We start from the raw sequence: 8,277 nt of genomic DNA, 5'->3' as shown, positions 1-8,277 counted from the left end.
ATATATATGAAAATAAAGGAGGCAAAATGTAATGAAAGATATTATGAAAAAAGTTGATTTAACAGATGCCAAATCAAGTAATCTTGTTGCACTAATTTATAGTAATGAAGTTATATTAGTTGAAGACGCATTTTGTCCAAATGAAATAAAATTAAAGTTTAATGAAATTGCAATTTTATCTGCAATTAAAACAGCTCATATTGCGAAAGTTTCTATTAGGAAAGAACTTGAAGCGCTTTTTCATGATACGGGTGTTATATTAGTGAAACAAAATGTTGATTATGGTAGTAGTCAATCTATTACCATGCATTTTGAGCAATTTAAAAAATTGCAATATGAGATTGAACATTTAAATAAAAGTATGTCATAAGGCAGCTAAATAAAGGTTCTATCATAAAGGTGGAATGTGTTGTGTTGAAAAAGTGGTTTAAAAATTATTTGGGTGAATCGCATTGTAAACATAAATATATTTTTATTAAGATGCAGGATAATGAGGATTTTAAAAAAGGTACATTAGGTGTAGTTTATATGTACCAGTGTGAGAAATGTGGAAAAGAGAAGTTGAAATGTAAAAACAATAATGAAATAAACAATGAATTTTTAGATAGGTAGCAAAAAGTAACCATGATGGTTACTTTTTTTGTTTATGTATGCAATATCAAAACTATTACTAAAGTATGAGTTGAGTTGATACTATAGTAAATGGCTGAATAAAAATGAAGAGAGTAATATATAGGGAAGGAGGATGAGCGAAATGAAGAGAAAAGAAATTGGTAAGTCTGTAATTATTACAGGTGTGACACAAGGGTTAGGACGTGCGATGGTTGATCGATTTCATGAATTAGGGTGGAACATATATGGTTGTGGACGCTCAAAAGATAAAATTGAAGAACTAAAAAAACAGTACAGTAAAATACATGATTTCCAAGTAATTGATATTTCAGATTCTCAGCAAGTTAACAATTGGGCAAATTATATACTTAATAGACATAAGGCTCCCAATCTGATAATAAATAATGCATCGATTGTAAATCAAAATGCACAACTTTGGAAAATTACGGCTCAAGAATTTGAAAATGTAATGAATGTAAACGTGAATGGTGTAGTAAATGTAATAAGAGCGTTTGTTCCAGCAATGGTAGTTAGGAAAGAAGGGATTATCATTAATATGAGTTCTAGTTGGGGAAGAGAAGGTGAGGCTGAGCTTGCGCCATATTGTGCCTCGAAATTTGCTATTGAAGGTATCACTAAATCTATGGCCCTGGAATTACCCTATGGCATGGCTGTAGTTGCTTTAGATCCTGGAGGGAGTATTAGTACTCCAATGCTGAAGTCATGTGCTCCACAATATATAAATGAATCACCTACACCTGAAACTTGGTCACATAAAGCAATTCAATATATATTGAATATAACAATAGATAAAAATGGAGATTCGTTGACATGTCCAGCATGCATATAAAAAAGCACCTTTAAGGTGCTTTTTTATATTAGTAGTACATTATATCATTCACAAAATTACATATGAAAAATAAAATAAACGATTAAGGGTGAGATTTGTTTGTTTTGAAAGCTTTAGAAAATATTTAAATAGGTGATAAAAATGAATCCACGCGGTTTAAGAGTGACAGGGGCATGGTTTCAAGTGGGAGGGAACCTTACAGCTGCTATTGGGACGACAAGAGGATTTATTGGAGAAGAGAAAGTTGAATCGGACCTTGTTATTGTAGGGAGCTCATTACAAGCCCTCGGGTATATATTACAAATCATTGCGAGCAAGTATGATGACGGGGAAGAAAAAAGAGAAAATCAAAATATAGGCTTAGAGAATCAAAGTAAATTACTTGATAAAATAGGAATTGAGTTATTAGCATTAGGGAATATATCAAATGTAATAGGAACATATTTTAATATAAATGAACAATTGAAAGAAAATGATTTTCTTATTATTATAGGGAACAGTTTACAATCAATCGGTGCTTTTTTAGGAGTAGAAGCAGCTTTGATGGATATAAATGTACTACAGAAAATTATTATACTAGGTAACTCCATGCAAAGTTTAGGAGCTGGATTACAAGCGTATCAAGGCGTTTCAAATTTATTGAAAGATGAGAGAGAAAATGAAGATAGAATTTTTGATAAGAAGGATGAGAGAATAATTGCACTCATTGGTATTTGGATACAAGCGGTTGGAACGTTAATTTCTGCAATTGGAGTAACTGCAATAGAGGAAGAAAATAGGCTAGTAAACAATGAAAAGTCTGAAATACTTATATAAGTAGAAGGAGAGACATTGATTTTAGAGGCAAGTTAAGATTAAAATAGTAGTAGGTTTCTTTGCGTATATTTTGAAAAGTGATATATAAAATACAAAATAAGGAGTTTTCAAGGGATGATGTATTTATTAGCAATTTTTCTTCCGCCTGTTGCTGTATTATTTTGTGGAAAACCAATTCAGGCAATAATAAATTTCATATTAACACTAATATTTTGGGTTCCAGGAGTTATACATGCAATTCTTGTAGTGCATGATAAAAAAGCTGATCGGCGTTTGAAAAAACAAATTCAAGCATATGATGAAATTAATAAGAGGAATCGAAGGTAATTTATCCGTGAAATATTTTTAAAAGAAAGGAGGATTAACCTCCTTTTTTTAGTGGGTGTTAAGTTTAAATTTTTGTGTGGCGGAAAGAATTTTTAATGTAAGTTTTATGATAATAACTTTTAGATTGTGCATGTAATAGGCCAGTATAGATACTTTCTGGTACATTAAAGAAATCGTACATACCATTCTTTAATTGGATTCGCAAAATCATAGAAAAAGGATTGTAGCCAACAGCAACTATATTTTTTGAAATCACGGGAGATAGCTTCATCATTACGCAACTCCTCACTTTTCATTTTTAATAATTTCTTGTAGATGTTGAGGTTATGAAGTTGAAATCCTTATAATTTAAGAGGTATTATACTTATATGCAATATATTAAATGTTTGTTATACGTAATTATAAGGAAGTTCACACGAAGTACATATCGTTGTGCTATTTTTATTTCACCTTTGATTTATAAATAAGAAAATATTGACCATTTGAAAAAAAGGTATATTATTTATACGAGGTATTAAAAATTCACTTTTTACATTCTATGCTTAAAGGGGCAGCGTTATTAGGAAAAATAGAAGTGAAAATAGTTTGTATAAGAAGTATTCTAAAAATTATAATCTGTGAATTGGGAAAATATTGAATGCTCCAGGTCAATATACTTTCTTAATCAAATTCATTTTAGAAAGTGACCTCAATATTTTTAAGTAAATCAACGGGAGAATTGAAAGGCAGGAGAAAGTAACATGTCAGAAAATTATCGTTCTCGAGAGGAACGACGACAAGTTAAAAAGAAAAAACAGCCAGCGTCTAAAACACAAAAACCAAAAGGTAAAACATCATTCTTTCGCAAGTTTTTAATTACTTGTTTATTACTTGGTATTGTTGGTTTAGTGGCGGGGGTTGCTACCTTTTTTGTAATGATTAAGGATGCACCAAAACTTGAGAAAGCAAAACTTGTTAATCCGTTATCCTCAAAAATTTATGATAAAAACGGGGATTTGGTATATGAATATGGAAAAGAAAAAAGGACGAATGTTACGTATGAGCAAATACCTAAATTAGTAGAAAATGCATTTTTAGCGACAGAAGATTCACGTTTTTATGAGCATAGCGGAGTAGATTTTAAAGGTACTGCCCGTGCTGTTCTAGTAAGTCTTAAAGGAGATTATGGTTCTCAGGGTGGAAGTACGATAACACAGCAAGTTATTAAAAACTACTTCTTATCAATGGACAAAACACCAAAGCGTAAGGCACAAGAAATATATTTAGCTTATAAGCTAGAACAACAGTATTCAAAACATGAGATATTAGAGATGTACTTAAATAAAATTAACTTAGGAAACCGTTCATATGGGATCGCAACAGCAGCACAAAACTACTATGGTAAAGAATTGAAGGACTTAACATTACCAGAAGTTGCGATGCTTGCAGGTTTACCGAAAGCACCGAATAACTATGATCCAACGAAAAAAGAAAATGTTCAAAAAGCAACAGAAAGAAGAAATGTTGTTCTAAACTTAATGAATCGACATGGATATATAACAAAACAGGAAATGGAAGAAGCATCAAAAGTTGACGTAGAAAAGGGACTCAAGCCTGCAACTCAACTACAAACAATGCCATATCCTGCATTTATGGATGCAGTTGTGAAAGAAGTAGAAAAAGAATTGCCAGATGCTAATATAGGTTCTGACGGTTTAGAAATTTATACAACGTTAGATCCGAAAGCACAGAAACTTGCTGATAATATTTTAAATAATAATATCATTGATTATCCGAACGATAAATTCCAAGGTGCATTTACATTTATGGATACGAAAACAGGAGAAGTTCGTGCTATAGGTAGTGGCCGTGGAGAAAATAAAGCTGTATTTAAAGGGCACAATATGGCAATTGAATTAGATCGTGCAGCTGGTTCAACGATGAAGCCGATTTTCGACTACGCTCCTGCAATTGAATATTTAAAATGGGCTACGTACCATCAAATTGATGACTCTCCATTTAAGTATTCAACGGGACAAGAAGTACGAAATTCAGATAGAAGTCACATGGGTCCAATTACAATGCGTGTAGCATTAGAAAAGTCACGAAATATCCCAGCAATTAAGACTGCGAAAGAAGTCGGAATTAATAAATCAAAAGACTTCTCTGAGAAATTAGGCATTACATTTAATGCAGCACCGACTGAATCAACAGCGATTGGTACAAATGAAGTATCACCAACTGAAATAGCGGGCGCTTATGCGGCATTTGGTAATGATGGTAAATATACGAAACCGCATTTTGTTAAGAAAGTCGTTTATCCAGATGGTAAGTCACAAAGTTTTGGACAAAAACCAAAACAAGTTATGACAGATTCTACAGCATATATGATTACAGATATGCTTCGTTCTGTAGTTAGATCAGGTACTGGTACATCTGCAAATGTAGCATCTTTAGATGTAGCTGGAAAAACGGGTACGACAAACTACTCATCAAAACAATTAGCTCAATATAAAATTCCAGAAAGTGCAACTCGTGATAGTTGGTTTGCTGGATATACACCGCAATATACGATGGCAGTATGGACTGGGTATATGAAAGATGGCAAAGACGAGTATATTAGTAGTAAAAATACGAAAATTGCACAGTTGATCTTTAAAGAAATGATGAGCGAAATGGCTACAGATAAATCACGCTTTAAAATGCCAAGTAGCGTCATTCAAGAAGGTAGTGAGCTACGTATAAAAGGTGAAAAACGTGATTCATCGCCAAATACTAGCGTACCGGATACAACGGAGCAACCAAAACAAGATCAACAGCAAAAAACTGAAGAAGAGAAAAAGCAAGAAGAATTAAAGAAACAAGAAGAACTGAAAAAACAAGAAGAACAAAAGAAACAAGAGGAACTTAAGAAGCAAGAAGAACAAAAGAAACTAGAAGAGCAAAAGAAACAAGAAGAAGAAAAGAAACAAAATGAACAAAATAACGGAGGAGGCCAAGGAACGACACCTCCAGCGAATAACGGAGGAGGCCAAGGAACGACACCTCCAGCGAATAACGGAGGAGGTCAAGGAACGACACCTCCAGCGAATAACGGAGGAAACCAAGGAACGACACCTCCAGCAAATAGCGGAGGAGGCCAAGGAACGACACCTCCAGCGAATAATGATGGAGGTCAAGGAACTCCAACCCCACCTGCAACAGTACAACCAAATAATGGTGGAAATGCAGGAGAGGTTCCTGCCAATAATGGACAATAAGAAAAATTTATAGAAAAGTTTTCAAAAAAGCACTTAAGATTTGTGGGAATTTACAATCTTAAGTGCTTTTTTCATTTTGCTATAGAAAATTTTATGTTAAGGGCCGGATAGAAGAAAAAGAGTGAATGTAGTTTATGTGAAATGTAACGTAAAGAGAGAAATGATTGTACGTATGGGTTATTCCGGAAAGGGACTAACTGTAATGGATTACATAAAGCATTAAATAAGAGGGAATTATATTCAAGTCTTTAATAAATGTCTTTCTTTAACGGTTACTTTCGTTTGGAAAACAATAAAAAAGTCGAATTTCTTATTTAAGAAATTCGACTTTTTATGTTGAAACTGGATTAAAGGTTCGCTTTATTAAGATGTAGGGTAATACAGTGATAGCTATTAAATGTTAAACGTACCATGAAAATTTTGGAAATAAATTGAAGGGAAATGATAAAAGACTTGAGTCGGAGGTAGTGGAGGATAACTATGGCTATAAATGGTAGTACTACTTGGGTGTGCACCATGATGCCAAAATGAGGGGGTAACTTGACCGGGAAGTTGATATTGTTGCCAAGTTGCGGGAAGTTCAATTCCTACATCGGAGCTAGCTGTATGAACTGCAGGAACATGTATCCCAGGAGTCGAAGGAACTACGGCAGTTACTCTTAATGATACCCACATAAAATATTCACTCCTAAGTTGTGTTAATAAATTAGTATATTCTTTTCACACGTATAAAGGTACATATATAGGACTTTCGTTTAAAACATGCGTACAAAGTCTTAAGACTAATGTAAGCTGATGGTGGACTATTTAATATGAAAAGATACGTCTATTTGCGGAGGGAAAAGAGATCAATAAAATGTACAATGAGGTTGTTAATCGTAATATTTTACGAGTGTATGGAGGTATTTTTATGGAACGATTATGGACGAAATCACTTATTCAAATGACTTTCGCAATGTTATTTTTATTTACAGGATTTTATTTACTTGTTCCAACGCTACCGCTCTTTATTAAAGAGATAGGTGGCAATGAATCGCAAGTTGGACTCATGATGGGGATGTTTACGATAGCTGCTGTAGTAATACGACCGATTATTGGAGGAATGCTAGATCAATATGGTAGAAGATCCTTTATTATTTTCGGACTTATCTTTTTTGGATTAACGATGTATTCCTATAATATAGCATCGACTATTGTCCTTTTAGCTGTTTTACGTGTTATTCACGGAGTAACATGGGCTGTTTCTACAACAGCTGTTGGAACAGCAATAACTGATATTATTCCAGATTCACGCCGTGGAGAAGGAATGGGCTGGTACGGGATGGCGATGACAATTGCAATGGCCATCGGACCTATGATTGGATTATGGGTTGTGCAAAATTATTCATTTAATGGTCTATTTTTATTAGCGACGTTGTTATCTTTTATGGCAGTCGTATTATCACTAATAACGAAGATGCCATTTACGCTACAAAAAGAAAAAGGAAAAATTCAGCTATTTGAGAAATCCGTATTAACAATCACGATTGTAGTATTCTTTTTATCGTTTGCATATGGAGGAATAACAACCTTTTTACCGTTATTTGCATCATCAATTCATGTAAATCCGGGAACTTTCTTTCTTGTATATGCAATTGCATTAACAATTGTAAGACCAATTTCAGGGAAACTATTAGATAAGTATGGAGAAGTATTCATCATACTCCCAGCATTATGTATTACTATTTTAGCTATAGTTGTTTTAACTATTTCAAATGGTTTGATAGGTGTAATTATCGCAGCAACATTATACGGTATTGGATTTGGTTCAGCGCAGCCAGCTTTGCAAGCGGCAATGCTTACAATTGTCGATCCGAGTAAAAGAGGAGTTGCAAATGCTTCATTTTTTACAGCGTTTGATTTAGGAATCGGGTTAGGTGCTATTGTACTTGGAGTTGTTTCACAAATGTTTGGTTATCGTATTTTATTTTCAGGGAGTGCAATTTCAGCATTGATAGCCTTAATTATTTTCGTCTTCTTTGTAAAACAACGATTAGGAAAAAAAGAGTTTGTGTAAACTGGAGGAATAAAGATGGAAATTTCAATTGATCGTAAAGCTCTGCAATGGTTCCAGGAAGAATTACGTATAAAGCACGGTGAATCTGTACGTTTTACTGTAAGGTACGGAGGGGATAGTTCAATTCAGCCCGGATATTCTTTAGGGGTTGTTGCTGAGAAACCAGATGGAGAAATAGTGTCAGTTGAGAAGGAAGGTATTATATTTTTTGTAGATTGTGATGATCTTTGGTATTTTCAAAACTATGATTTATTTGTAAGTTATCATGAGGAAATGGAAGAAATTCAATTTAATTATGTAAAATAATAACTTTATTAAAAATGAATAAGTTTTATATAAAATTATATTTAAGAGATAGTGAAATAAATATCATATAG

The 8,277-nt window shown here is 33.5% G+C and carries 10 protein-coding genes; 8 read left to right on the top strand and 2 right to left on the bottom strand.

The genetic code is table 11. The features are described from left to right. The first annotated feature begins 31 nt into the window (after positions 1-31). The 5 genes from DN403_RS28575 (at position 32) to DN403_RS28555 (ending at position 2,605) form a co-directional block, all read left to right on the top strand. Positions 32-370: a hypothetical protein gene (locus tag DN403_RS28575; protein WP_000651908.1), complete on the top strand. Its 339-nt coding sequence runs from the start codon at positions 32-34 to the stop codon at positions 368-370. Between the two features lie 41 nt (positions 371-411). Continuing rightward, positions 412-612: a hypothetical protein gene (locus DN403_RS28570; RefSeq protein ID WP_000915145.1), complete on the top strand. Its 201-nt coding sequence runs from the start codon at positions 412-414 to the stop codon at positions 610-612. A gap of 142 nt (positions 613-754) precedes the next feature. Continuing rightward, positions 755-1,462: an SDR family oxidoreductase gene (locus DN403_RS28565; protein WP_000823053.1), complete on the top strand. Its 708-nt coding sequence runs from the start codon at positions 755-757 to the stop codon at positions 1,460-1,462. A 141-nt stretch (positions 1,463-1,603) separates the two neighbouring features. Then, entirely contained in the window at positions 1,604-2,278 is a 675-nt protein-coding gene (locus tag DN403_RS28560) for a DUF6944 family repetitive protein (RefSeq protein ID WP_149186016.1), read from the top strand. 114 nt (positions 2,279-2,392) lie between these two features. Beyond that, positions 2,393-2,605: a YqaE/Pmp3 family membrane protein gene (locus DN403_RS28555; RefSeq protein ID WP_000990219.1), complete on the top strand. Its 213-nt coding sequence runs from the start codon at positions 2,393-2,395 to the stop codon at positions 2,603-2,605. A gap of 64 nt (positions 2,606-2,669) precedes the next feature. Here the strand turns inward: DN403_RS28555 and DN403_RS28550 are convergent, their stop codons facing one another. Continuing rightward, on the bottom strand, positions 2,670-2,879 hold the full coding sequence (locus DN403_RS28550) for a KTSC domain-containing protein (RefSeq protein ID WP_000977080.1): 210 nt from the start codon (positions 2,877-2,879) through the stop codon (positions 2,670-2,672). A gap of 466 nt (positions 2,880-3,345) precedes the next feature. Here DN403_RS28550 and DN403_RS28545 point away from each other — a divergent pair, with 466 nt between their 5' ends. Further along, on the top strand, positions 3,346-5,844 hold the full coding sequence (locus DN403_RS28545) for a transglycosylase domain-containing protein (protein WP_001293953.1): 2,499 nt from the start codon (positions 3,346-3,348) through the stop codon (positions 5,842-5,844). A 393-nt stretch (positions 5,845-6,237) separates the two neighbouring features. On the opposite strand, the gene DN403_RS28540 is transcribed toward DN403_RS28545, so the two are convergent. Further along, the gene (locus DN403_RS28540) at positions 6,238-6,519 is read right to left on the bottom strand and encodes a hypothetical protein (RefSeq protein WP_000270163.1); all 282 of its coding nucleotides are present in this window, start codon (positions 6,517-6,519) and stop codon (positions 6,238-6,240) included. A 235-nt stretch (positions 6,520-6,754) separates the two neighbouring features. On the opposite strand from DN403_RS28540, the gene DN403_RS28535 reads away from it, so the two are divergent. Next, complete coding sequence (locus DN403_RS28535; RefSeq protein ID WP_014894774.1) at positions 6,755-7,900, top strand: MFS transporter; 1,146 nt, start codon at positions 6,755-6,757, stop codon at positions 7,898-7,900. 15 nt (positions 7,901-7,915) lie between these two features. Further along, positions 7,916-8,206, top strand: a complete 291-nt coding sequence (locus DN403_RS28530) for a HesB/YadR/YfhF family protein (RefSeq protein WP_000406140.1) — start codon at positions 7,916-7,918, stop codon at positions 8,204-8,206. Positions 8,207-8,277 lie beyond the last annotated feature (71 nt).

The organism is Bacillus sp. AY2-1 (genome assembly GCF_008368965.1).
GTDB lineage: Bacteria > Bacillota > Bacilli > Bacillales > Bacillaceae_G > Bacillus_A > Bacillus_A thuringiensis_S.
Note: the sequence above shows the minus strand (reverse complement) of the source record. Positions and strands in the feature narration are given on the sequence as shown.